This window comes from Streptosporangium sp. NPDC049078 (assembly GCF_040648855.1).
In the GTDB taxonomy this organism is placed as follows: domain Bacteria; phylum Actinomycetota; class Actinomycetes; order Streptosporangiales; family Streptosporangiaceae; genus Streptosporangium.
In genome coordinates this window covers 76,945-99,953 of record NZ_JBEZEL010000029.1, presented here as the reverse complement: position 1 = coordinate 99,953, position 23,009 = coordinate 76,945, and the positions used below count along the sequence as shown (strand labels likewise).

Below are 23,009 nucleotides of genomic sequence, written 5' to 3'. Positions count from 1 at the left end.
GGCAACGGCAACAAGAAGGCCGCCTACACCTCGGTGCTGAACGCGCTCAACGCCGCCAGCCCCAACCCGAACCCCACCCCGACGGTGACCCCGACGGTCACGCCGCCGCCGGGTACCTCGTTCCGGCTGCGTAACGAGGCGGCGGGAAGGTGTGTGGACTCGCCGAACAGCGCCACCGCCAACGGCACCCAGCTGCAGATCTACGACTGCCACACCAACCCCAACCAGCAGTTCACCTACACCTCCGGCAGGCAGCTTCAGATCCTCGGCAAGTGCCTGGACTCCCCGACCGGTGCGGGCTCCGGCGCCCGTGTCCAGCTGTACGACTGCCACAGCGGCAACAACCAGCAGTGGAACCGTAACTCCAACGGCACCATCACCAGCGTCGCCAACAACCTGTGCCTCAGCGTCACCGGCACCGGCAACACCTCCGGTGTGACCATCGCGAGCTGCAACGGCCAGTCCACCCAGAGGTGGAGCAGCTAGGACGGGATGCTCGGGAGACCCTGACACCACCCGGCACGTGAGCTCCCCGGAACCGGGGGAGCGGCGTCACGGCACGTGACCAGGACCCGATGAGGTCGGCACGGCGGGCTCGGTACGACACCGAGTCCGCCGTGTCGCGTGGAGGGCGTTCACGTCCGGAGAGGTGAGACCCGCCTGCTCGGTGCGGGTCTGTGCGTCGTGGTCGACACGGACGAACCTCGGCCACCGAGGCGGCCCGTGTACGGAACGGCGCCGGTGGCACTACGCTGCCGTGTCGTGCTGGAGACCCGCCTCGACACCGCTCGGATCCGGGCGGCTCGCCATGTGATCGACCCGGTTTTTCTCGACACCCCGCTGTACCGCTGCGAGGCGCTGGAGCCCGGCCTCGGGTGCGCGGTGAGCGTCAAGCTGGAAACGGCGAACCCGGTGCGCAGCTTCAAGGCCCGCGGCACCGAGGTGATCGCGAGCCGGCTCGCCGACGAAGGACCGCGGGCGGCGGTGTGCGCCAGCGCGGGCAACCTCGGCCAGGCGCTCGCCTGGTCCGGGCGCGGCAGAGGGCTCGACGTCACCGTCGTGGCCTCCCGTTTCGCGCCCGAGGTCAAGCTTGATCGCATCCGCGCGTTGGACGCGAGACTGGAACTGGTGGACGGCGACTTCGACACGGCGCGCGAGCGGGCCGTGGCCATCGCGCGCCACGACGGCATCCGGCTGGTCGAGGACAGCCTGGACATCGAGACCTGCGAGGGCGCGGCGACCATCGGCCTGGAACTGGTGAACACCGCACCGTCGTTCGACGCCGTCCTGATCGCCCTCGGCGGCGGGGCGATGGCGACCGGTGTGGGGCATGTGCTGAAAGCCCTCGCGCCCGGAGTCGAGGTGATCTGCGTCCAGCCACTGGGCGCACCGGCGATGACACACTCGTGGCGCCAACGGCGCGTCGTCACCACCGACTCGACCGACACCATCGCCGACGGCGTCGCCGGTCGGCGTCCCATCCCCGAGGTCCTGGACGACCTTCTCCTCGTCGCCGACGACGCCGTCCTCGTCAGGGAGTCGTCGATCATCGCCGGTATGCGGATGCTCCTCGACCACGCCGGTCTCGTCGTCGAACCGTCGGCCGCGCTCGGCGTCGCGGCGATCCTCGAAGACCGTGACCGTTTCGCGGGCCGCCACGTGGTCACCGTCGTGTGCGGCGGCAACGTCGACATGAACGCCTATCACCGCTGGATCGGCGCGGCTCCCGTCCGCGGATCGTGACGATCGCCCCCACGTTCCCCGTACTCCGTCGCGCAGGACGGCGCGTGGCCGCCCCGGATCGGTCGGCGCCGTGAGCTGTCGGGGCTCATGAGGACAGCGCCAAGGTCAGCGGCGCCGAAGACGGCGAGAATGTCGATCATGTGCTCCATCTTCGGCCGAGCCTCGGCGGAAGAGGGGCGTGTCCGTCCTGGGAGCACTGGGACCAGGCTCCCGGCCGCGGGGAAACCTAGCCTGAGGACATGGCAACCTCAAGACTGGGTGAGTACCTGCAGGGCCGACGCGCGCAGGTGGCGCCGTCCGACGTGGGTCTGCCGGAGGACGGGCGGCGACGCGTCCCCGGCCTGCGCCGCGAAGAGGTCGCGATGCTGGCCCGCATCAGCGTCGACTACTACCTGCGGCTGGAGCAGGGCCGTGAGCGGCGGCCGTCGTCGCAGGTTCTGGACGCCTTGAGCGACGCACTGTTACTCGACGACGACGGTCGGCTGCACCTGTATCGGATCGGGGGAATGACCCCGTCCCCACGCCATCAGGGCAGCATCGAGCGCGCGGATCCCCAACTGCCGGCCTTGGCCGAGCAGTGGGACCGCACACCGGCTCTGATCCTGGGACGGGCCTACGACGTCTTGGCCGCGAACACGTTGGGGCGCGCGGTTTTCGACCATCTCCAACCCGGCACGAACCTGCTGCTCGCGATCTTCCTCGACCCGGCGCTTCGATCGTTCTACGCCGACTGGGAGACGGCCGCGGCCAATGTGGTCGCGGGATTCCGCTTCCTTGAGGGCGCCCGGCCGGACGATCCACGGATCCGCGAGATACTGCGGACGGCCACGGAGAACAGCCGCGAGTTCGCCGACCTCTGGCGGCGGCGAGACGCGCGCGGCAAGAGTCACGCCGCGAAGGTCCTGCTTCATCCAGAGGTCGGCGAGTTGACCCTGCGCCTACAGGCCTTCGACGTACGCTCAGCCCCTGGGCAGCAACTGATCGTTTACCACGCCCAGGAGGGCACCCGGACCGCGGACGCGCTGCGCCTGCTCGGCTCGCTGACGGCGACTCGCTCCGGACAGCGGGAAGACCTGCGGGGGAGGACCTCGTGAGGGCTCGTCTCGAAGCCATGACCGGCGGCATGTGCGCCGCCGTACTCCTCATCGGAGGTCTCGCCGCGTGTTCCACGGGGCCGGACGGCGGAGGTCTCGCGGGCCCCGACAACGCGGGGCGGCCCAGCCTGCAGGAGCCCTCGCCACCCGGTACGGCGACACCACGGACACGTCCGGCCGAGACCGGAGAGGTGTCACCGCACCCGTACGTCGGAATGTGGGTGACGGCCGACGGGCACATCCGCCAGGAACTGCTCGCGAACGGCCGCTACGACGAGGCTCGCGGAGAGCGGGAGAGCGCCTACACGGGTTCCTACCGGGTCCTTGGGACCCGGATCGAGTACGTCGACGACACCGGATTCAGCGCGGACGGGACGTTCGACGAGGACGTGCTGCACCACGGGGGCTACGTCTTCCACCGAGAGGGCAGCGACGCGCACCGACGAGCAAGGGAGGAAGAAAGATGACGAACGGCATGTCACAGCGGAGCCGGCGCACATTCGTGACGGCGGGGATCGCCGGCGGGCTGATGATGGTGTCCGGGACCGCCGGCGCCTCGGCGGCACCTCACGAGGATGCCGACGCGGCGCGGCCCGGCCGGTCGGCTCGGGAGCGCCGTAACAGGGCAGCCGTGCTCCGAGCCTTCGAGCGGCAGAACGCCGGCGGCGACATCTATGGGATCCTCCACGACGATGTGAAGTGGACGATTGTGAATGGGCGCACGTACACGTCCAAGGCTGAGTTCCTCGCACAGGGATCGGCACCGATCATGGATCGTCTGGCTTCGACGCTCGTGATGACGATCCATGATCTGTGGAGTGAAGGCGACACCGTGATCATTCGCTTCGCCGGCGACGCGACGGCGATCGACGGTGTGGAGTACCACAACGAGTACTGCTGGGTCTGGTGGCTACAGGGCGGCCGCGTCATGCGCAGCCACGCCTACCTGGACATGATCGCCGTACGGGAGCTCGTCGATCGCGTCGAACCGGACTGATCTGTTTCCGCTCCGGAACCGAAGGGTCTTCAGGATGAGCCAAGGCCTCCGGCTTTCACGTGGCGTTCGGCTCCTCGGGGCCGTCGCGTCCGACGGGGTCCTGCCTCTCAAGCGAGGGAACCGACTGGGCCTGTTCCTTCGGTGTGGGAGGACGCGGGATCCGGAGTGGCGGGAAGGACCACTCGGAAGGTGGCGCCTTCGGCGGGGACCGTGCGGAGTTCCACGTGGCCGCCGTGGGCGGTGACGATGGAGCGGACGATGGCCAGACCCAATCCCGTTCCACCGTCCGGGGTGCGGCTGCGCGAGTCGTCCGCGCGATAGAAGCGGTCGAACACCCGGGCCGCCTGTTCGGCGGTGAGCCCGGGACCCGCGTCCTCCACCACGAGCACGGCCCTGTCTCCGACCGTGCCGACGCCGATCCGCACCGGGGTGCCCGACGGGGTGTGGGCGACGGCGTTGCCGACGAGATTGGTCACCACCTGCAGCAGCCTGGCCTCGTCACCGTGGACCGACGCCTGAGTGGGAGGGCCGCCGTCCGGGCCGGTCAGGGTCACCTGGCGGGTGGGGTCCAGGGTGCGCAGGTCGTGGTGGGCGTCGGCCCCAACCGCTACGCGGCCCCTACGGGGTGCTTCGCATTGGCGTCGGCCGCTCCACTCCATAGTGATCTTGAATAGGCGCCGCGGGCCCACGAAAACGATCTTGATACACGGTGCGCCCATCAGAGCCCAAGTTCGTCGGCACGGTTCTTCCTCTCCGAGCCGGATCTCTCACAGCCTGGCACGCAGCAGGGCCGAGCCATCACGCAGACGGCCCGGCTCTGACTCCTGCTACGACGAAGAACCCTGACGGCGCTCACCGGGTTTCGGCGATCCATCGCACGACCTCGTCAAGGTCGGTGACCCGTCGCGAAACGTAGAGCGTGCGCTGACGTTCGGTGTCCCACCCGGCAGGCCACCAGAACTTTTGACCGTCGCACCACACCACCAAATCCGGCGAGACCACCACCAGCGCCAGCCCGTGCGCCCTGCCCGTACCGACCTGGACGCGCTCGAAGCAGACAGCCTCATCGTCCAGAGCCTCGGACAACAGCCCCGCAGCAGCCTCCGCCGTCATCATGTCTTCACCCTGAACCAGACCGCGCGCCCCATCTCCTTGTCGTGATCGGAGCCCCAGCCATCCGACAGGCCGTTCACCCAGTCCAGGCCCCGCCCGCTGAGACTTTCCGCATCGGTCGGCCGCATCTTCGGTACGTTGACCGCCGAACCCCGGTCGATCACCTCGATGTGGATCCCGCCGTTGCCCAGTCCCACGACGACTATGATCACCCCGTCGGGGTCGCTGCCCGAGTCGCTGTGCAGGATGCTGTTCGTGACGACCTCGCTGACGAGCAGCGTCACGGTGTCCAGGACATCTCCCCAGACGCGATGCGCGCTCAGCAGGTCCCTCACCCACGCACGAGCCCGCCCCGCCGACTGCCTCTCGCCCGCGAAGTTGCGACTGCCCACGATGCACAGCCCGTCCCAGCGCCGGAACATCGCCTCCACCGCGCTGTAGACGCCCTCCCGGCTCACAGCGCCGCCTTAAGAAGGATGATCTGCGCCGCCTTCTCGTTGAGGACGTCGACCCGCCCGGCCTTGCCGCGACCCCAGCGAAAGACCCATCCCCTCTCCGCGAGGATGACCACGCGCAACTCTCGCTTCGCGCCCAGCACGAGCAGGTACGGCTCGATCTGCTGCGGGACCTCCAGCCTTGCCCCCAGGCCCAGGCAGCGGAGATCCCACGCCAGGCGGACGAGATGGATGTACCGCTGCTCCAGGTGATTTCGTGCCGTGTTCCGAGCGGCCATAGAGTTACCCATGGATCGTGCACCTCCAGATGTGCGATCAAGGACCCGTCCAGTGCGCAATCACTGAGGCGGGTCCGCGCTTGTGTGAGCCTGGACGAGAGCCAGGGCTACGCCATGCCTCCAGTGCGGGCAGGGGAGCGTCGTGACTCTTGACTGCAAGCAGTAGCCCCTGCTGTACGGAGCGGATAAGCACTCACAGGGGGATCATCGCTGCGGGCATTGCCGTAATTAATGCCGTAGCACTGGCAGCACTGGGATTATTCTTCTCGCGAATATCTGTGCGGTAGCACTTCCGCGCCTAACCTAACGTTATGAGACAGGACCAAGGCCGTCCCTCGCTTCAGTTCTGGTCCACGCCCGCCGTGGCAGCCGCTCTGGCGGAATGTGACATTCCCGCTGTCCTCACTGAGGTGCAGCGGGCCAACGGATGGACGCAGGGCCAGCTGGCCGAGGCGGTCGGCTACTCCCAGAGCTGGGTTTCTAAAGTGCTGCGGAATCGTCAGCCGCTCACGGTGGACCAGGTCCGGGAAATATCAGTCCGAATCGGGCTTCCGCTCCATTTGCTCCGATTCGGTACCCGAGGGGATGACGATCCAACGAAACGCAGAGATTTTGGCAAGGCGGTGGCTTTCACGGCTCTTGCAGCCCTGCCCTTGCCCAAACGTGCGGAGGTAGACGAAACCACCGCGCCCACTTTGACCAGCATCACCGGTGCTCAACGACGTCTAGAGGCGACGACGCCCGCTAGTGAGCTAGCCCGAGGAGCCATAGCAAATGTGAATCTGGCGAACCGTGTGCTCGGACGGGCTACCCACTCCGAGTTCACCGGTGACATCCGTGCAGTGATGAGCGAGGCCGCTGGTTTCGCCGCATGGGTTCATGCCGACATGCATGACATCGGCACCTCGCGCACCTACTACCGTGTGGCGATCGACAGTGCCCGTCAGGCCGAACGCCCCCTGTTGACGGCTTACATGATCGGTAGCCTGGCCGCCTTCGAGATCGACGCCGATGATCCCATGTCGGCGCTGGACCTGCTCGCCCAAGCGCGCAGGGAACTCGGTGAACGGCCACCGGCGACCGCGCGGGCATGGCTGCGCAGCATTGAGGCACTCGGCCACGCGACCGCCCATGACGCCCCTGCCGCCGTAGCCGCGCTGCGAGAGGCCGAATCCGCAGTGATCGACAGCGAACGAGCAACAGCACCACCGTGGCCTTGGGTCTTTCCCTTCGATGATGCGAAGCTCGCAGGCTATCGCGCACTGGTCATGGTGCGACTCGGCCGCGCGGACGAAGCCGTGACCGCGTTCGCCGAGTCGTTGTCATCGGCCCAACCAGCCATCAAGCAACGTGGAGTGATCATGACTGAGATCGCTACCGCCAAGGCCACGGCCGAGGAGTACGACGAGGCTTTTCACCTGATATCAAACGCCCTGACGGTAGGGATCACCTACGGCTCAGAACGGATCATCCAACGCACTAGACGGTTTCGCCGAACTTATAGCGGTCCAATGACAGGCAGTGCCCGCGCGTTTGATGAGCGGCTTCGCGCGACTCTCCTTTAGAAAGAAGTCTATGATCCGCATCGCCGTCTCCGGGCACCGGAACCTTTCCCCCGAGATCACTACTCTGATTGACGATGCCATTCGCTCGCTGCTCACCGAATACACCCCTCCGCTCACGGGCTTGTCATGCCTCGCGGACGGAGCTGATCAGATTTTCGCCCGAGCCGTCATCGACCTAGGCGGAACGCTGGAGGTCGTGACCCCTGCCAGGAGGTACCGGGAAGGACTGCCCGCCGAGGCGCACCAGGAGTACGACGCGTTACTCGCCAGAGCCGAGCAGGATCACACGATGGACTTCATCGAGTCCACCGCTGAGTCACACATGGCGGCCAGCCGTTTCATGCTTGATCACGCTGACGAACTACTCGCCGTCTGGGACGGCAAGCCTGCCAGGGGATACGGCGGAACGGCAGATGTCGTAGCCGAAGCCAGAGAACGAGGGCTGAGGATTCACGTCATCTGGCCCAAAGGCGCTCAACGCTAACGGCTCAGTCTGTTCGGTCTGCACGGCCCGCTCCACACACCGATTCGCATAGCGCGTGCAGGTGGGTGACCCCGCCGCCCGATTATCCGGGGCTCCCGGAACCCGTCAAGCACGGCTGCGACCGCAGGACAATCAGCCCGTATGAAGGTCACGGGGAACATGTACACGCAAAGCCGCACTTGACAGAACCCGGTCGGCAGTCCCGGTGTCAGCAGCTATGAGGTTGAGGGAGGTGCAGGATCCCGCATGGTGCCGACCGTTCCAAACAGAGCTGGACATAGGCAGCGCGCCGACGCGTCCGGCGAAGCCGTGCGTTGAGCACCTGGCATGAAAAGATCCCCATGAGGCCCCTTGGCCTGCGGATATCTAAAACAATCTGGCTACAGAGATACGCCCTAACTTGGTAGTCGGCCTTGCCCGAGCCGTTCGGGCCGAGGAACCCGGTGACCACACCCGGCCTGACATCGAAGCTCAGGTCGCTCACCGCCGCCACCTGGCCGTAGTGCTTGGTCAACCTCCGTAACTCAATCATGTGACCGAGCCTGGACCAGCCGGCTGCGCGATCTCGGAGAGGATCTGTGAGCCTCCTGTGAGTTTTCCGGCCCGCGAGGCCGCCCAGGTGGCGCTCGGGTGGCGCCTCGGCGGTGCTCGGGGCGGGCCGGGGCCGGAGCTCACAGGATATTCACACCGGGTGGAGGGCGGCGGCTCCCCGGTAACCGCCGCCCTCCACCGCTACCGCAGGCTCACGAAACGACGGGACGTGCCGTCGCCTTCCGGCCCGGGGGTCACCGTGACGCCTCGGTCAGTTCCGGGGACGTCCGCGGCGCGTCGGCCTTTCCCAGGCGGCTGGGCCACCAGGCCCGCGCGCCCAGCTCGCGTACCAGCGCGGGGACGAGCAGGGAGCGCACCACCAGGGTGTCGAGCAGGACGCCGAAGGCGACGATGAAGGCGAGCTGTACGAGGAAGGTGAGGGGGATCACCACGAGCGCGGCGAAGGTGGCGGCGAGCACGACACCCGCCGAAGTGATCACTCCGCCGGTGGTGACGAGCCCGCGCAGCAGACCCTCTCGTGCCCCGTGGTGCACGGTCTCCTCGCGCACCCTGGACATGAGGAAAATGTTGTAGTCCACCCCCAGCGCGACCAGGAAGACGAAGCCGTACAGCGGAACGGACGCGTCGCCGTCGGTGAACCCGAACACGTGCGTGAAGACCAGCGTGGAGACGCCGAGGGTGGCGAGGAAGTTCAGCGCGACGGTGGCCACCAGGAGCACGGGTGTCATCAGCGAGCGCAGCAGGACGACGAGGATGAGCAGGATGATCACCAGGACGACCGGAATGATGAGCAGCGTGTCGTTCTTCGCGGTCTCCGTCGTGTCGTACCGCTGGGCGCTGAAACCGCCGATCAGGACGTCGTTCTCGGCGGCGAAGGCGGCGCGCAGGCGCTTGACCGTGTCCTGGGCGGCGTCGCTGTCCGGGGCGTCGTTCAACGTCGCCTCCACCAGCACGAGCCCGTCGACGATCTTGGGGGTGTCGTCACCCGGCCGTCCGCTCTCGGGCACCGTCGCGGCCTCGGACACGCCTTCGACACCGCGTGCCGTCTCCTCCACGGCCTCGGCACGCTCCGAGGGGGCGACGATGACCGCGGGCTGCCCCGAGCCTCCGGGGAAGTGCTCGCTCAGCGCCGCCTGTGCCGCCACCGAAGGCGCGTCGTTCACGAAGGTCTCGTCCAGCGGCACACCCCTCGCGCTCAGCTGCGGCGCGAAGAGGGCGAGGGCGATGAGAGGCAGGATGGTGGCGATCCAGAGCCGGCGCGGATGGCGGTCGACCACGGCGGCCACGCGGTGCCAGATCCCGCGTGCCGTGCTGTCGGCCGGACGCGGCTTCGACGGCCACAGGGCGGCACGGCCCAGCAGGATCAGGGCCGCCGGCAGGAAGGTGAGCGCGCTGAGGGCGGCGCACGCGATGCCGATGGCGCCCACCGGGCCGAGCGCGCGGTTGTTGGTCAGGCCGCTGAGCAGCAGCGCGAGCAGGGCGAGGGCCACCGTGGCGGCACTGGCGACGATCGGCTCGAACGAGCGCCGCAGCGCGACGCGGCCCGCGGCGAAGCGGTCGCCGGTCGCGGCCAGTTCCTCGCTGAAGCGGGCGGTGAGCAGCAACGCGTAGTCGGTGGCCGCGCCGATGACCAGGATGAACAGGATGCCCTGCACCTGACCGTCGACCCGGACGATGTCGCGGTCGGCGAGGAAGTACACCACGGCGCACGCCAGGCCGAGCGCGAAGATCGCGCCGCCGATGATGACGAGAGGTAGCAGGACGCTGCGGTACACCGCGAGCAGGATGATCAGAACGGTGGTGAGCGCCACCCCGAGAAGCAGGCCGTCGATCCCGGCGAAGGCGTCGGACAGGTCGGCCCGGCTCGCCACGGGACCCGCGAGCTGGGCCCGCAGGCCGTCGACCGCCACCGCAGAGCCGACCCGGTCCAGGACCTCTCTGAGCGAGGTGTCGAGGTCGGGGCTGAGCTGGACCACGCCCTGCAGCGCCCGGCCGTCCTCGGAGGGGATGGAGGGCGTGGGCGTCCCGACGACGCCGTCCGTGCCGCGCAGCGAGGCGAGCGCCTGGGTCGCCGCGGTGTTCTGCTCGGGGGTGATGTCGCCGCCGTTCGCGGTCCACACCACGATGAGCGGCTGCGTCTCGTCCTGACGAAACTTCTCCTGCGCCTCCAGGACGCGTGTCGACTCCGCGCTCTCGGGCAGGAAAGCGGCCTGGTCGTTGGTGGACACCTCGGTGAGCTTGCCGGCGAACGGCCCCAGCCCTCCGCCGATGCCCAGCCAGACCAGCACCAGCAGCGCCGGCACAAGCCAGCGGATCGGTCGCCGCCCCATGACATCACCTTTCCATGACATACGATAACTCAATCATCGAGTATCTCAATAATTGAAGTAATGTAGCATGGCGTCATGAACGGCGACAGCGGGGAGGGCATCGACCGGCTGGCCTTCGCGATGCGACTGCGAAGGATGACCGCCGAGTTCAACCGCATCGCCCACGAGTTCGCCCACCAGCACGGGCTGCACCCCACCGACGTCCAGGCCCTGATGAAGATCTTCGACGCTCCGTCGCCGATCACCCCGAGCCGGCTGGCGGAGCAGCTGAACCTCACCTCGGGGGCCGTCACCGCGTGCCTCGACAGGCTGGAACGGGCCGGGCACATCCGCAGGGTTCGCGACGTGCACGACCGGCGCGTGGTTCACCTGCACTACCTCGACGCCGCGCAGGAGTTCGCCGCGGTCTTCTTCCGCCCGCTCGGCCACAGCACGGACAAGGTCCTGCGGCGTTTCAGCCCGGAGGAACTGCGCACCGTGGCCGCCTTCCTAGACGCGATGAACGAGGAACTCGACGTGTTGCGAGCCGCGCCGGGTTCTCACTGACCCGCTCTTCGAGCGCGCGGGCCCGGCGGTTGCGTACGGCGTCGGTCTTCTCGTTCGTCGTGGGCGGGGGGTGCGGGCGGCGGGTCTCCGCCCCGTTCCTCCGGACATCTGACCCGAGGCCGTGCCTGTACGGGGGCATCGGCCGGGGCGGCGCCCACGTGCCGGAATCAGGGCTCATGACCTGGGCTCGTGGTCCGGGGTCATGCCTTCGGGGCATGGTCCGGGCTCATCACCCGGGTGAGCCAGTCGTCGCGCGTCCGGCGCGCCGCGGCCGAGAGGCGTACCTGCGGATACAGCGCGTCGAAGCCGTGGAAGCCTCCCGCCCAGATGTGGAGTTCCGCCTGGCCTCCGGCCGCCCAGATCCTGGTGGCGTAGTCGACGTCCTCGTCGCGGAAGACCTCGGCGGTGCCGGCGTCGATGTAGGTGGTGGGCAGGCCCGAGAGGTCGTCGGCCATCGCGGGTGAGACGTAGCCGGACACGTCCTGGCCGGTGAGGTCGCCGAGAACCGACCGCCACCCGTACTCGTTCATCTCGCGGGTCCAGACACCGTGCCCGCCGGAGTACTGACGGCTGGAGGTGGTGACGTTGCGGTGGTCGAGCATGGGGCAGATCAGCACCTGGGCGGCGATCGCCGGGGCGCCGCGGTCGCGTGCCATCAGGGTGACCCCGGCGGCGAGGCCCCCGCCGGCGCTGGCGCCCGCGACGACGACGCGGGCGGGATCGATACCCAGGTCCTCGGCGTTCTCGGCGATCCAGAGCAGGCCCTGGTAGCAGTCCTCGACCAGGGTCGTGCCCGTCGCCTCCGGCGCGAGCCGGTAGTCCACGGAGATCACGACGGCGCCGAGCAGGTCGATCCAGTCGAGGGGGATGTCGATCTGCGAGAAGCGATCCCCCATGATCATCCCGCCGCCGTGGATCCAGTAGACGCACGGTGCCGGTGTGGTGCGGTCGGTCCCGGCGGGACTGATGATCGACAGCGGGAGCATCGTGCCGTCCGGAGTGGGGACGGTGACCTCGCGCCGGTCGACGGCGCGGCCTTCGAGGAGGGTGTCGATCGGCGTCTGCGGGTACTGGCGCAGCTGGGCGAGCACCTCGGGGCCGAGCGGGGGCATGGGCGGCATCTCCGCGAGCAGCGCGCGCAGTTCGGGGTCGAGGTCGGGGCGTACCGATGTCATGGTGAGTTCCTTTCGCGGGGGTCGGCCGGAGGGGTCAGAAGGCGGCCTTGCCGCCGACCGGCACCTCGTCGGTGTAGAGGGACTCGCCGACGAGCAGTGACTGGAGTTTCGCGACCAGCGCCTGCGCCTCCTCGGTCGCGAAGAACCTGGCGTGGGTCTCCCGGCTGGTCCAGCCTTCGGTGACGTGGACGGTGTCCGGGTCACCGGCCGAGCGGCCGACCAGGAAGACGACGCAGTCCTCGTTGGGCAGGGACGGCGCGTTGAGCAGGAACTCGACCAGCTCGTCACCCTTTCCGGGCTGCGCGGTCATGGTGGCGTGGAAACCGTGGCCGACGATCATGGGGGATCTCCTTGTTCGTGGAGCTCGCGTTTGCTCCTGCGATGCTTGCAACTCCATGAAAGCAGCGCGACCAGGGAAAACGTTAGAGAGATGCTCTCTCGCCCTTGCCTAATACTCTTTCTTTGAGGAGTATCGGGCCTGTGCTTCAATCGAGGGCATGGACCTTGAGGAGCTGCGTTCCCTGCTCGACCGCCACGCCCGGCCCGACATGACCACCGCCATCGACGGTGTCCTGGTCTCGAAGGTCGAGCGGCCGAGCCCACCGTCCTCCTCGATGTCGGGCACGGTGCTGGCGCTCATCGCGCAGGGCGCGAAACGGATCGCGCTGGGCGACCGCGTGTACGAATACCGTGCCGGGCAGTATCTCCTCGCCTCGGTCGACATGCCGATCACCGGCCACTTCACCGAGGCGAGCCCCGAACGGCCGGCGATGGGCTTCGGCCTGGTCCTGCACCCGGCCACCGTCGCCGAGCTGTTGCTGCAGGCCGCCCCCGGAGACCTACCGCCCGCCGGCGGCGGAGCCCCGTCCGGCATGGCGGTCAGTGACGCGCCCGACGCGCTCGTCGACGCGGTCGTCAGGCTGCTGCGCCTGCTCGACCAGCCGCGCGACATCGCGGTGCTCGCACCGATGATCAAGCGGGAGATCCTCTGGCGGGTCATCACCGGCGAGCAGGGCGCCGTCGTACGCCAGCTCGGACTCGCCGACAGCAGCCTCGCCCACATCGCCCGCGCCGTCCGGTGGATCCGCGACCACTACACGCGGCCCTTCCGCGTCGAGGAGGTGGCGCGACTCGCGGGCATGAGCGTGTCCGCCTTCTACCGCAACTTCCAGGCGGTCACCGCGATGAGCCCCATCCAGTTCCAGAAGCAGATCCGGTTGCAGGAGGCCAGGCTCCTGCTCGCCACACGTTCCAACGACGTCACCGGCGTCGGTCACAGCGTCGGCTACGACAGCCCGTCACAGTTCAGCCGGGAGTACCGCCGCCAGTTCGGCGTGCCGCCGAGCGAGGACGCCGCCCGCCTGCGCGGTTCGACGTCCCGCCTGTCACCGGCTCTCGCTTGACGCGCTCCCCGGCCCGAAGGCCGGGCACCGGCCCGCATTTCGGTAGCCGCCGTCCGCGGGCCGGCCGGCCGTGGGCATGACGAAGGACCGGCCGCCGATGACGGGACCGGTCCGTTCGTCGCCTAGACCTGGGGCGCCTCCATGTCGCCGGGAGTGACGTCGCCCATGATGCGTGCCCTGTTGTCCGTACCGTGGTGGGCCACACTTCCTTGGAGGCAGGGCATGGTCACGGTGGCCGTGACCATGCCCTGTAGTCGTACCGTGGCGGGTTTACGGGTGCTTGCGCAGGTGTGCGCGCAGCAGGTTGGGGTCGGTGGCCGTGGTGTAGGCGGCGCTGAGGACGTACACGTCATCGCCGCGCAGCGCGACGGAGGTGGGGTTCTGAAGTCCGTCGCCGGTGTCCAGAACGGTGGTGCTGGTGCCGTCGGGCTTGATGCGTACGACCGTGTTGGGGGCGTTGAGAGCCGCGAGGATCTCGTCGCCGCGACCGGTGAAGGCGAAATCGTCGATACCGACCAGGCCCGATGCCTTGACCTGCGGCGTTCCCGCCCGGTTTCCCGGGCGGACCGGAATGCGCAGGAGGGTGCCCCGGTCTAGGTTGGTCACCCACAGCGCGCCGCCGTGTACCTTCGCGCCGTTGGCCCCGAGGAAACCGGTGGAGGCGAGTTCGGGAGCGGTGGACCAGGCGGTGGGTGTGCCGCCGGTGACGGGGACGGTCCACACGGTGCCGAGCACCGAGTCGGTGATGTAGAGCCGTTCGCCCTTCCCGTCCAGTGCCAGCCCGTTGGGCAGGCCGTTCGCGGGCAGCGCGGCGATGCGCCGAGGGGCCTTGCCGTGGCGCAGCCGCCACAGCCCCGTCAGGTCGGCCGTGCCGGTCGCGTACAGCACGTACACGGTGCCGTCAGAGGTGTGGGCGATGCCGGTGGCCAGGGGGAAGCCGAGGATCGGCGTGTTGACCCCGCCGTCGGCGGGCGCGGGCAGGGTCGCCAGGATGCGCGTCTTGCCCTGGGGGGTGACCTGGGCCACCTGGCGGCTGGCGGCGAAGGTGATGTTCGCCGTGCCGTCGGGCAGCAGGGCGATGTTCTCCGGCATCTGGCCCGCCGACAGGTCGAAGTGGGTGGCGATCCGCACGTCCGTCAGTGGTCCCTTGGGAGACGTCGCGTTGGCCGGCGCGGTCGCGGTCATGGTGGCCGCGGTCATGAGGAGGGCCGACAGGGTGATCTTGATGCTTCGCTTGGACATGGTTCCTTCACTGTTTTCCGGCATGCGGCAGCCGCGGCGCGGCGCCGTGGTCGAGAGGGGGTTCTGGGGAGGTCGTGATCGTGCCGCCGACCGGCGGGCATGAGGGCGGCCGGAGACGGGGGCGGCCGGGAGGCGGTACAGACCGTGCCACCGGGTCGCCGAGCGCGAGGCCGGTCTCGACGGGAGGCACGGTGGAGGGGAGGGCGGCACGGTGGAGAGAGGGCGTGGTGGACACGCTGCGACCAGACGCGCCCGGACGCACCGGACGCCCTCGGGCTCGGACGCGCCCGGACGCCCCGGCCTCCTCGGCCTCCTCGGCCGATGGAGGGGCTCGGGTCAGGTGGTACGGCTCTCCGCGCCGATGCGCGGCCGGTTCGCTTCCTGTGTCGCCTCTCGCGGTGCGATGGCCTGGGAGAGCAGGGTCAGAGCCGTCGCCGAGGGGGAGCCGGGGGCGGCCGTGGCCACCACCAGGGCCGGGCCGTTCCCCTGCGGGCTCTGCAGCGTCTGCTGGGTGACCGTCAACGTCCCGACCAGGGGGTGGCGCATCTCGTAGTCGGCGACATCACAGGCCAGGACCCGGTGGTCGGCCCACATCACGGCGAACTCGGGACTGCGCATGGTCAGCTCGCCGATCAGCTCGGCCAGCAGCGGATCGTCCGGATGTCTCCCGGCCGTCAGGCGCAGGTTGCCCACCACGGCCCTGGCCTTGGCGGGCCAGTCGGCGTACAGGTCACGGGTGTGCGCGTCGAGGAACACCAGCCTGGCCATGTTCGGCCGCCGGCCGGGGACGTTCGGGCCGTCCCGGTCGAGATGACCGGCGAACAGCCCGTGGCCCTCGCGGTTCCAGGCCAGGACATCGCTGCGGCGGCCGATCACGATGGCGGGTGTGCTCCCGAGGGCCGCCAGCAGAGCGGCGGTCGCCGGGGTGACGCGTTCGGTACGCGGCCGGCCCGAGAGTCCGCCCCGTCTCGGTGCGCGGGCCAGGGCGTGCAGGTGGGCACGCTCGGCATCGTCAAGCCGCAGGGCGTTCGCTATGGCGTCGAGCACCTCGCGCGAGGCGTTGTGTGACTGGCCCTGCTCCAGGCGCGTGTAGTAGGGCGCGCTGATGCCCGCGAGCATCGCGAGCTCCTCCCGCCGCAGCCCGGGAACCCGGCGCCGCTCGCCGTAGGTCCGCAGCCCGACGTCCTCCGGCCGCAGCTGGCCCCGGCGTGTCTGCAGGAAGTCGGCGAGATGGCCGTGCTTGTTCATGCAACCGAGTATGCGCGCGGCCGGCGATCCGCGCCTCACCCCGCCGGGGTAGGGATCGGCGGGGTCTGGTTCGCGCGAGCCCCGGCCCCCAGGATGAGCGCGTCCCCCCTTCGACGACTCGGTTCTTCGTTTCGACGAGAGCCCGTGAGCGTCGCTTCCGGTCGGGGGCACCGGCTGGGAGGAGCCCGCAGCCGGTGCCGGTCCGCCGCCGGTTCACCCGCTGATCCATCCGCCGGTCCACCTGCCGGTCCGCCCGCTGATTCATCTGCGGGTCCGCCTGCTCGGCCGCCGGCGGCTTCCCCGATCGGGCCGCTCGCGGAAGCCGGCGACGGCGCCGCCACGGCGAGGTGCCCGGCGGTGGTCAGGGGGTCAGCGCAGGCCGTCGTAGAAGGTGCGCAGGTCTTCGGCGAGCACGTCGGGCACGATGTGAGCGGCGTAGTGGCCGCCGCGGTCGTACGACTTCCAGTGCACGATGTTCGTGTGGTCGCGCTCGGCGAACGTGCGCATGGACACGAAGTCACCGTCGAACATCGCGAGGCCGGTCGGCGTCTTCGTGGGCTCGGTGGGGTGTTCGGCGCGCGCGTCCTCGTAGTAGAGCCGGGTGGCCGACGTCGCGGTGCCGGTCAGCCAGTAGAGCATCGTGTTGGTCAGGACGAAGTCGGCGTCGACGTCGGCGCTGTCGCCGAACAGCTGCGAGTTCCAGCCGAGCAGCCCGGCGGGCGAGTCGAAGATCGCGTATGACAGGGTCTGCGGCTGCTGCGAGTGCAGGGTGTTGAACGACATCTTGGTGTCGTAGAACTTCTGCAGCACCTCCAGGGCCTTCTGGTCCTCCGGGGTGATCCTCTCGAACTCGGCCGGATCGCCGGAGGGGAAGGAGAAGAGCTGGGTGACGTGCACGCCGACGACGTGTTCGGGGTCGATCCGCCCGACCTCGGGGGAGATGAGCGAGCCGCCGTCGTTGCCGACGGCGCCGTAGCGGTCGTAGCCCAGTCGCCGCATCAGCTCCGCCCACGCCCCGGCGATGCGGTACCGGTTCCAGCCCTTCTCCCTGGTCGGACCGGAGAGGCCGAAGCCGGGCAGCGAGGGGATGACCAGGTGGAACGCCCGCGCCGGGTCCTCGGGGTCGGTGAGCGGCTCGATGAGCTTCAGGTACTCCACGATCGAGCCGGGCCAGCCGTGCGTGAGGATCAGCGGCAGGGCGTTCTCGTGTCGCGAGCGGATGTGCAGGAAGTGGATGTTCTGCCCGTCGATCTCGGTGGTGAACTGCGGGTGCCGGTTGATCTCGGACTCGTGGGCCCGCCAGTCGTACTCGTGGCGCCAGTATTCGGCCAGATTCCGCACGTATTCCACGGGGACGCCGTAGTCCCAGCCGGCGCCCGGCAGCTCGTCGGGCCAGAGGGTGCGGTCGAGCCGTTCGTGGAGGTCGTCCAGCCTGGCCTGCGGGACGTCGATGCGGAAGGGCTTGATCTCGGCGTTTTCGCTCATGATCGGAACACTACGGACCCTTCCGGTCAGCTTCTGTCCTGAAGTCCTGGCAGGGTTGGGGACATGTTGGAAACCTCGGCGCGGTTGCTGCGCCTGCTGTCGTTGTTGCAGGCCAGGAAGGACTGGCCCGGCGCGACCCTCGCCGATCGGCTGGGCGTGAGCGAGCGGACCGTGCGCCGTGACGTCGACCGGCTGCGCGAGCTCGGATATCCCGTGAACGCGACGCGGGGCACCGACGGGGGCTACCGCCTGGGCGCGGGGACCGTCATGCCGCCGCTCCTGCTCGACGACGAGGAGGTGGTCGCGGTGGCGGTCGGTCTGCGGACCGCAGCCGGAGGCACCGTCGCCGGCATCGAGGAGACGTCGGTGCGAGCCCTCGCCAAGCTTGAGCAGGTGCTCCCCTCCCGGTTGCGCCACCGGGTCAACGCGTTGCAGACCTACGTCGAACCCGTGCCCGCGGACAGTCCGGGCCCGGTGGTCGACCCCGAGGTGCTGACCGTGCTCGCCGCCGCCTGCCGCGACGGGGAACGGGTACGGTTCGACTACCGCGCCCACGACGGGTCGGCCAGTGTACGGATCGTCGAACCGCATCGGCTCGTGGCGTGGGGACGCCGCTGGTATCTCGTCGCCTGGGACGTCGACCGTCAGGACTGGCGCACCTTCCGGATGGATCGCGTCGAACCGCGCACCCCCACCGGCCCGCGCTTTCCGCCCCGCGATCCGCCGGAGGGCGGCGCGGCCGCGTACGTCGCGCGCGGGGTCTCGGCGGCGGCCTGGCGCCACCGGGCACGGGTCGTCGTCCACGCGCCCGCCGACGTCGTGACCGAGCGAGTCAACCCCGCGGTCGGCGTGGTGGAGGCCGTGGACGAGCACACCTGCGTGCTGAACACCGGCGCGGACAGCCTGCACGTGATCGCCGTGTATCTCGGCATGCTCGATCTGGACTTCGAGGTCACCGAGCCCCCGGAGCTCGTCGAGCACATGCGGGCCCTCGCGGCCCGCTACGCCCGCTCCACGCCGGTCCACGTCGGTCCACGCGGAGGGGTGAGGTCTTTTCCGGAGGGGTGACGTCTTTTGAGGAACCGCCTTCGGAAACCGCCGGGCGGTCGTCGTCGAGCGCGGCCTTCCGCGTCGAGTCGTCGTCGGGCCGTCGTCGGGCCGTCGTCGAACGCCGCCTTCCGCGCGGATCCGGTCGGAGTCCCCGATCGCCGGGGGCGTGTCGCCCCGGTCGCGGCCTCGGGGACTCCGGTCCGTTTCACCCGGTCGGGTTCACTCGCTCGGGTTCACCCGGTCCGTTTCACTCGCTCGGGTTCACCCGGTCGGGTTCACGAGTGCCGGGTTCACGAGTGGGCGACGAGGCACTTCTTGAGCGTGTCCCTGGAGTCCTGACGCTTCGGCGCGATCTTCATGAGCGCGGCGTCGCGCACCTGCACGTACTTGGCTCCGGCGGCGTTGTATGCCTCCACCATCTTCCTCGCGGCGGGGTCCAGCGCCGGAGCCTTGACCCCGAGCTGCTGCAGGGCCACCTTCTGGGAGAGCTGGTCGATGTTCGCGGCGGCACCGGCCTTCATCAGGGCGGCGTGGGCGGCCTTGACCTCCGGTAGGGCGTCGACGTCGGTGAGGGCGTCCTCGGCGTTCATCAGCGCGAGCTGCTCCTGCGCGCAGGGGGCCGGGGCGGTGGCGGCGACGGCGGTGGTGGCGGTGGCGCCGACGGTGGTCAGGGTGGCGAGAAGGCCGAACGCGGCCAGCGCCGTCGCAGTGGTGCGGGTGTGCATGGGGTGCTCCCGTTGGTGCTGAGGGTTGATTGGCATGTGACCTCATGCACCGTAATCACTGTGAGTAATCGCTTCGATGCTTCAAGTTAACGTCAAGGGGTGCGGGCCACCCGATTCCTGAGGAGGCCTGATCGCCCGTGGCGTCGGTTCGGGGTGACGTCGGCCTCCGTTCATGCCTGTGAGTGGACCTCACCCCGGACCGACGAGTGCGGAAAAAGGGTGAAACCACTGGATTTCCATCGGTGCGACAGCGTCGAGATCCGACTCCCGACAAGCCATCCGACTTGCTGGGATCCAGTTTGCCGTTAGCAGGTAAGGCCGGTGTCAGCATCGTCGGAGAGTCATAACCGATCATGACATCTGGGGGAAAAATGCTTCGAAAACTGATCCCGATCCTGGTCGCGGTCGCGGCGGCCGGATCACCCGCCATCGCGACCAAGGCCTGGGCGGAGGTGGCGCCGGCCGCTTCGGCGGCCCGGTCGGTCGCCGCCGCGCAGACGTCCGGTACGTGCCTTCCGGGATCGCCGTGCGCGGGGATCAACTGCGGTCCGGGTCGCGTCTGCGTCCCCTCGCCCAAGCAGTGCTTCACCACGCCGTGCCCGCAGTACGACTGCGTGCCCGTGTCGGGTTACCCGAGTGGGTATCCGGGGGGTTACCCCGGCGGATATCCGGTCGGATACCCGCCTCCCTACCCGGGCTGGCGCCCTCCCTACCCGGGTTGGCGGCCTCCCTACCCGGGCTGGCGCCCTCCGTACCCGAGCGGCTACCCGGGTTGGCGGCCTCCCTATCCCGGGTGGCCTCCGTACCCGAGCGGCTACCCGGGTTGGCGGCCTCCGTATCCGGGCGTGCGGCCTCCGTACCCGGCTCCGCTGCCCCCCGGACCGGGGCGGCCTCCGTACCCGGCTCCGCTGCCTCCCGGTCCGGGACCCAGGGCCATCGGCCGCTGACGGATCGCGGGTCGTTCGGGAGGCACCTCCACCGGCGGGCACCGGGTGAGCCTGGCGCGTAGCGGTCCGGTCCTCACCGTCGTCGGTGGCTCGCCCGCGCCGGCGATTCGTACGTCACATCCAGCGGTCCCGGCGTGCCCGGCACCGCCCGTCGTCGCCCGTCACCACCCCAGCCCGCCACGACGGCGGCCCGGGGTGCGGGCGGGTGGCGACGGCTTGTGGGGACACCGGGTGAGCTGGTCTGATGTGCGAAGGATGAGGTGAGCCGGTACGGGGGTTGTTTTCTGCCGTGGAGGCATCTGTCGAGCAACTGGTGTACGTCCGCGAGGACGAGTACACGATCGCGCGGATGAGCGCCGAGGGCATGCCCGGCTTCGTCGCCTCCGGCCGGGCCCTTGGCGGGGTCCAGCCGGGGGAGACGCTCAGGCTCGTCGGTGACTGGGGCGACCACCCGCGGTACGGCAGGCGCTTCGAGGTCGTCGCGTGCGAGCGGCTGGTTCCGGCCACGGTCCGGGCCATCCGCATCTATCTGGGCTCCGGCCTGATCCGCGGCATCGGGCCGAGGCTCGCCCACGCCATCGTGAGCCACTTCGGCGAGGCGACGCTGACGGTCATCGACACCGAGCCGGGACGGCTCACCGAGGTCGTCAACATCGGCCCCGCGCGGCAGGCCCAGATCGCCGACGCGTGGCAGGAGCAGAAGGCGATCGCCGAGCTCATGGTGGTCCTGCAGGGTTTCGGGATCAGCCCGCTGCTCGCGGCGAAGATATACCAGGTCTTCGGGGCCGACTCGGGAGAGGTGCTCACCTCCGACCCGTACCGGCTCATCGGCAAGGTGAGGGGCATCGCCTTCGCCACGGCGGACAGGATCGCGCTGCGCTCCGGGGTCGCGGAGGACAGCCCGCAGCGGGTCAAGGCGGCGATCCTGGACAGGCTGGAGACGGCGGCGAGCCGCGACGGACACTGCTACGTACGCCTGATCGCGCTGATCGCCCAGTCCGCGGAGCTCGTCGAGCAGGACCACGACCTCGTCGCGCGGATGGTCGACGCACTCGTCGCCGACCGACGCGTGGTCGTCGAGGCGTCGCCCGACGGCCAGGCGACGGCCGTGGTCTATCTGAAGGAGACCCACAGCCGTGAGGTCACGCTCGCCGACCAGCTGACCAGGCTCTGGGAGGCTCCCTCGACGCTGCCCATGCGCACCTTCCAGGAGGATCCCGGGCTGGACGAGGACCAGCGGGCGGCGGTGAACATGGCGCTCACCAGTACCGTCTCCGTCCTCACCGGCGGTCCGGGCTGCGGGAAGAGCCACACCGTCAAGACCATCGCGGCGACCGTGCGGGCGATGGGCGGCACGGTGACCCTCACCGCGCCGACCGGCAAGGCGGCCAAGCGCCTGTCGGAACTCACCGGCCTGCCCGCCATGACCGTGCACCGGATGCTGGCCCACCAGCCGGATCCCGACAGCGGCACGCTGTTCGAGCAGACGCCCGCGCAGGCCGACCTGATCGTGGTCGACGAGGCGTCCATGCTGGACCTGAGCCTGGCCACCCGCCTCACCGCGGCCATATCGCCCGGCAGCCACCTGTTGATCGTGGGCGACAGCGACCAGCTTCCCAGCATCGCCCCCGGCAGCGTGCTCGCCGACCTGCTGCGCGTCGAGACGATCGCGCGGATGCGCCTGACCCGCGTCTTCCGCCAGGCGGAGGGCAGCGGGATCATCCGGGCCGCCCGCCGGGTGAGGGCGGGCGAGGTGCCCGCGACTCCCGGCGGGGGAGGCTTCTGGTTCGAGGAGGTCGACGACCCCGAGCAGGTCGCCGAGCGGGTGCTGCACCTGGCGACGGTGGCGATCCCCCGCAAGCAGGGGGTGAGCCCGGACCAGGTCCAGGTCCTGTGCCCGATGCGCAGGGGCCTGACGGGGACGGCCGAACTCGGCAGGATGATCCAGGAACGGCTCAACCCCGCTCGTGAGGGGGTCGCCGAACACTGGTCGGGCGCCTCCGCCTTCCGGGTCGGCGACCGTGTCATGCCGATCCGCAACAACTACGACAAGGGCGTCTTCAACGGCGACACCGGTACGGTCACCGCCATCACCCCCGAGGAGAGGGTCGTCGAGATCCGCACCGACGACGGGCAGACCGTGAAGTACGGCTTCGGCGAGCTCGACGAGCTGACCCACACGTACGCCATCAGCGTCCACCGTTCCCAGGGCAGCGAGTATCCCTTCGTGGTCGCGCCGCTCGTCACCGAGTCCGGGGGCGTCATGCTGCGCCGCAAGCTGCTCTACACCCTGCTCACCCGGGCACGGTCGTGGGTGGTCGTCGTCGGCGAGCGCAAGGCCCTGGAGATGGCCGTCAACCGGCTGGACCACCGCCGCAACACGGGGCTCGCCCGCAGGCTCGCGCTGAGCCTCGGCGCGGGCCTCCACTACGAGATCGCCCCCGACTGACCTTCGAGGGCCTACCCGAGGACCTACTGCGGCCCGGTGCCTCGCACCACGGCGGGAGGACGAATCTCGGCGCGAATGCCATGGGGGAGTGGGTCCTAGGTAGGAATATGCGAAGGTATGGTGATTGC

The 23,009-nt window shown here is 69.4% G+C and carries 23 protein-coding genes and 2 pseudogenes; 12 read left to right on the top strand and 13 right to left on the bottom strand.

Going from position 1 to position 23,009, the window contains the following annotated elements; all coding sequences use genetic code 11:
- The 5 genes from AB0B90_RS36865 to AB0B90_RS36845 form a co-directional block, all read left to right on the top strand.
- Positions 1-486: RICIN domain-containing protein (locus tag AB0B90_RS36865; protein ID WP_362926559.1), on the top strand; the 486-nt coding region annotated here is incomplete at its 5' end.
- 276 nt (positions 487-762) lie between these two features.
- On the top strand, positions 763-1,743 hold the full coding sequence (locus tag AB0B90_RS36860; protein ID WP_362926558.1) for a pyridoxal-phosphate dependent enzyme: 981 nt from the start codon (positions 763-765) through the stop codon (positions 1,741-1,743).
- 239 nt (positions 1,744-1,982) lie between these two features.
- A complete protein-coding gene (locus tag AB0B90_RS36855) occupies positions 1,983-2,837 on the top strand; it encodes a helix-turn-helix domain-containing protein (RefSeq protein WP_350941318.1) in 855 nt (284 codons plus the stop codon).
- Entirely contained in the window at positions 2,834-3,304 is a 471-nt protein-coding gene (locus AB0B90_RS36850) for an Atu4866 domain-containing protein (protein ID WP_362926557.1), read from the top strand. Before AB0B90_RS36855 ends, AB0B90_RS36850 begins: the two co-directional genes overlap by 4 nt.
- Positions 3,301-3,834, top strand: a complete 534-nt coding sequence (locus AB0B90_RS36845; protein WP_350941314.1) for a nuclear transport factor 2 family protein — start codon at positions 3,301-3,303, stop codon at positions 3,832-3,834. Before AB0B90_RS36850 ends, AB0B90_RS36845 begins: the two co-directional genes overlap by 4 nt.
- Positions 3,835-3,941: 107 nt before the next feature.
- Here AB0B90_RS36845 and AB0B90_RS36840 read toward each other — a convergent pair whose 3' ends face one another.
- The 4 genes from AB0B90_RS36840 to AB0B90_RS36825 all read right to left on the bottom strand — a co-directional run bounded on the left by AB0B90_RS36840 (position 3,942) and on the right by AB0B90_RS36825 (position 5,692).
- Positions 3,942-4,388 (bottom strand): HAMP domain-containing sensor histidine kinase, encoded by a 447-nt coding sequence (locus tag AB0B90_RS36840; protein WP_362926556.1) that lies wholly within the window; start codon positions 4,386-4,388, stop codon positions 3,942-3,944.
- A 298-nt stretch (positions 4,389-4,686) separates the two neighbouring features.
- Positions 4,687-4,950 (bottom strand): hypothetical protein, encoded by a 264-nt coding sequence (locus AB0B90_RS36835; RefSeq protein ID WP_350941310.1) that lies wholly within the window; start codon positions 4,948-4,950, stop codon positions 4,687-4,689.
- Complete coding sequence (locus tag AB0B90_RS36830) at positions 4,947-5,405, bottom strand: ATP-binding protein (protein ID WP_350941308.1); 459 nt, start codon at positions 5,403-5,405, stop codon at positions 4,947-4,949. The genes AB0B90_RS36835 and AB0B90_RS36830 overlap by 4 nt, the downstream gene beginning before the upstream one ends.
- Positions 5,402-5,692, bottom strand: coding sequence for a hypothetical protein (locus tag AB0B90_RS36825; protein WP_350941306.1), 291 nt, complete (start codon positions 5,690-5,692; stop codon positions 5,402-5,404). Before AB0B90_RS36825 ends, AB0B90_RS36830 begins: the two co-directional genes overlap by 4 nt.
- Before the next feature lie 299 nt (positions 5,693-5,991).
- Here AB0B90_RS36825 and AB0B90_RS36820 point away from each other — a divergent pair.
- The 3 genes and pseudogenes from AB0B90_RS36820 to AB0B90_RS36810 all read left to right on the top strand — a co-directional run.
- Positions 5,992-6,231: pseudogene (locus AB0B90_RS36820) on the top strand (helix-turn-helix transcriptional regulator); the annotation flags it as partial.
- A gap of 225 nt (positions 6,232-6,456) precedes the next feature.
- Positions 6,457-7,245 (top strand): hypothetical protein, encoded by a 789-nt coding sequence (locus AB0B90_RS36815; protein ID WP_350943572.1) that lies wholly within the window; start codon positions 6,457-6,459, stop codon positions 7,243-7,245.
- A gap of 10 nt (positions 7,246-7,255) precedes the next feature.
- Positions 7,256-7,729, top strand: a complete 474-nt coding sequence (locus tag AB0B90_RS36810; RefSeq protein WP_350941304.1) for a hypothetical protein — start codon at positions 7,256-7,258, stop codon at positions 7,727-7,729.
- Between the two features lie 412 nt (positions 7,730-8,141).
- Here AB0B90_RS36810 and AB0B90_RS36805 read toward each other — a convergent pair.
- Together AB0B90_RS36805 and AB0B90_RS36800 are read right to left on the bottom strand one after the other, a co-directional pair.
- Positions 8,142-8,261: pseudogene (locus AB0B90_RS36805) on the bottom strand (ABC transporter ATP-binding protein); the annotation flags it as partial.
- Between the two features lie 253 nt (positions 8,262-8,514).
- Positions 8,515-10,611 (bottom strand): MMPL family transporter, encoded by a 2,097-nt coding sequence (locus tag AB0B90_RS36800; protein WP_362926555.1) that lies wholly within the window; start codon positions 10,609-10,611, stop codon positions 8,515-8,517.
- A gap of 75 nt (positions 10,612-10,686) precedes the next feature.
- Between AB0B90_RS36800 and AB0B90_RS36795 the strand changes: the two genes are divergently transcribed.
- Positions 10,687-11,157, top strand: coding sequence for a MarR family transcriptional regulator (locus tag AB0B90_RS36795; protein ID WP_350941302.1), 471 nt, complete (start codon positions 10,687-10,689; stop codon positions 11,155-11,157).
- A 200-nt stretch (positions 11,158-11,357) separates the two neighbouring features.
- On the opposite strand, the gene AB0B90_RS36790 is transcribed toward AB0B90_RS36795, so the two are convergent.
- Positions 11,358-12,332: an alpha/beta hydrolase gene (locus tag AB0B90_RS36790; protein ID WP_350941300.1), complete on the bottom strand. Its 975-nt coding sequence runs from the start codon at positions 12,330-12,332 to the stop codon at positions 11,358-11,360.
- A gap of 34 nt (positions 12,333-12,366) precedes the next feature.
- The gene (locus tag AB0B90_RS36785; protein WP_362906704.1) at positions 12,367-12,672 is read right to left on the bottom strand and encodes an antibiotic biosynthesis monooxygenase; all 306 of its coding nucleotides are present in this window, start codon (positions 12,670-12,672) and stop codon (positions 12,367-12,369) included.
- Positions 12,673-12,829: 157 nt separating this feature from the next.
- Here AB0B90_RS36785 and AB0B90_RS36780 point away from each other — a divergent pair, with 157 nt between their 5' ends.
- Positions 12,830-13,735, top strand: coding sequence for an AraC family transcriptional regulator (locus AB0B90_RS36780; RefSeq protein ID WP_350941296.1), 906 nt, complete (start codon positions 12,830-12,832; stop codon positions 13,733-13,735).
- A 122-nt stretch (positions 13,736-13,857) separates the two neighbouring features.
- Here the strand turns inward: AB0B90_RS36780 and AB0B90_RS36775 are convergent, their stop codons facing one another.
- The 4 genes from AB0B90_RS36775 to AB0B90_RS36760 form a co-directional block, all read right to left on the bottom strand.
- Positions 13,858-13,980, bottom strand: a complete 123-nt coding sequence (locus tag AB0B90_RS36775) for a hypothetical protein (protein WP_362926554.1) — start codon at positions 13,978-13,980, stop codon at positions 13,858-13,860.
- Between the two features lie 25 nt (positions 13,981-14,005).
- Positions 14,006-14,977 carry a hypothetical protein gene (locus tag AB0B90_RS36770; protein WP_362926553.1) on the bottom strand — a complete coding sequence of 324 codons (972 nt, stop codon included), beginning with the start codon at positions 14,975-14,977 and terminating at the stop codon, positions 14,006-14,008.
- 336 nt (positions 14,978-15,313) lie between these two features.
- Positions 15,314-16,225 (bottom strand): helix-turn-helix transcriptional regulator, encoded by a 912-nt coding sequence (locus tag AB0B90_RS36765; RefSeq protein WP_350941293.1) that lies wholly within the window; start codon positions 16,223-16,225, stop codon positions 15,314-15,316.
- Positions 16,226-16,594: 369 nt separating this feature from the next.
- Entirely contained in the window at positions 16,595-17,710 is a 1,116-nt protein-coding gene (locus tag AB0B90_RS36760) for an epoxide hydrolase family protein (protein ID WP_362926552.1), read from the bottom strand.
- A gap of 63 nt (positions 17,711-17,773) precedes the next feature.
- Here AB0B90_RS36760 and AB0B90_RS36755 point away from each other — a divergent pair, with 63 nt between their 5' ends.
- The gene (locus AB0B90_RS36755; protein ID WP_362926551.1) at positions 17,774-18,778 is read left to right on the top strand and encodes a YafY family protein; all 1,005 of its coding nucleotides are present in this window, start codon (positions 17,774-17,776) and stop codon (positions 18,776-18,778) included.
- Positions 18,779-19,050: 272 nt separating this feature from the next.
- Here AB0B90_RS36755 and AB0B90_RS36750 read toward each other — a convergent pair whose 3' ends face one another.
- The gene (locus AB0B90_RS36750; protein WP_362926550.1) at positions 19,051-19,521 is read right to left on the bottom strand and encodes a hypothetical protein; all 471 of its coding nucleotides are present in this window, start codon (positions 19,519-19,521) and stop codon (positions 19,051-19,053) included.
- A gap of 1,200 nt (positions 19,522-20,721) precedes the next feature.
- Here AB0B90_RS36750 and AB0B90_RS36745 point away from each other — a divergent pair.
- Entirely contained in the window at positions 20,722-22,881 is a 2,160-nt protein-coding gene (locus AB0B90_RS36745) for an ATP-dependent RecD-like DNA helicase (protein WP_362926549.1), read from the top strand.
- Positions 22,882-23,009 lie beyond the last annotated feature (128 nt).